The sequence below is a fragment of the Arthrobacter sp. 10T425 genome (assembly GCF_056393985.1).
The window spans coordinates 1-325 of sequence record NZ_JBFTGZ010000143.1 but is presented as its reverse complement, the minus strand read 5'-3'; the positions used below and the strand labels follow the sequence as shown (position 1 = coordinate 325).

Genomic DNA, 325 nt, shown 5'->3' with positions numbered 1-325 from the left:
CGGGTAAGTTTGAAAAGTTGCTCCGGAGCGATCCTTGACTGTTTGTTGGTTGTGGTGGTGCCGGGTGTGTCTGTTGTTTGAGAACTCAATAGTGTGCCAAGTTTGTTGATACCAATTTATTGTATTGAATTGGTTGAATTTGCCGGGCCCGCCACCCCGTGGTGTGGTCTGGTGTTTTTGGCTGGTTTCAAATTTTGTGCAGCGTGTGCATCCCGTTTTCCCGGGGGCGCATGTTGTGTCTGTTTTACTTCAACGGAGAGTTTGATCCTGGCTCAGGATGAACGCTGGCGGCGTGCTTAACACATGCAAGTCGAACGATGATCCG

At 49.8% G+C, this 325-nt stretch carries 1 rRNA gene; it reads left to right on the top strand.

The annotated features are described in order from the left end of the window. Window positions 1-249 precede the first annotated feature (249 nt). A 16S ribosomal RNA gene (locus AC1DDH_RS20915) occupies window positions 250-325 on the top strand; the annotation flags it as partial.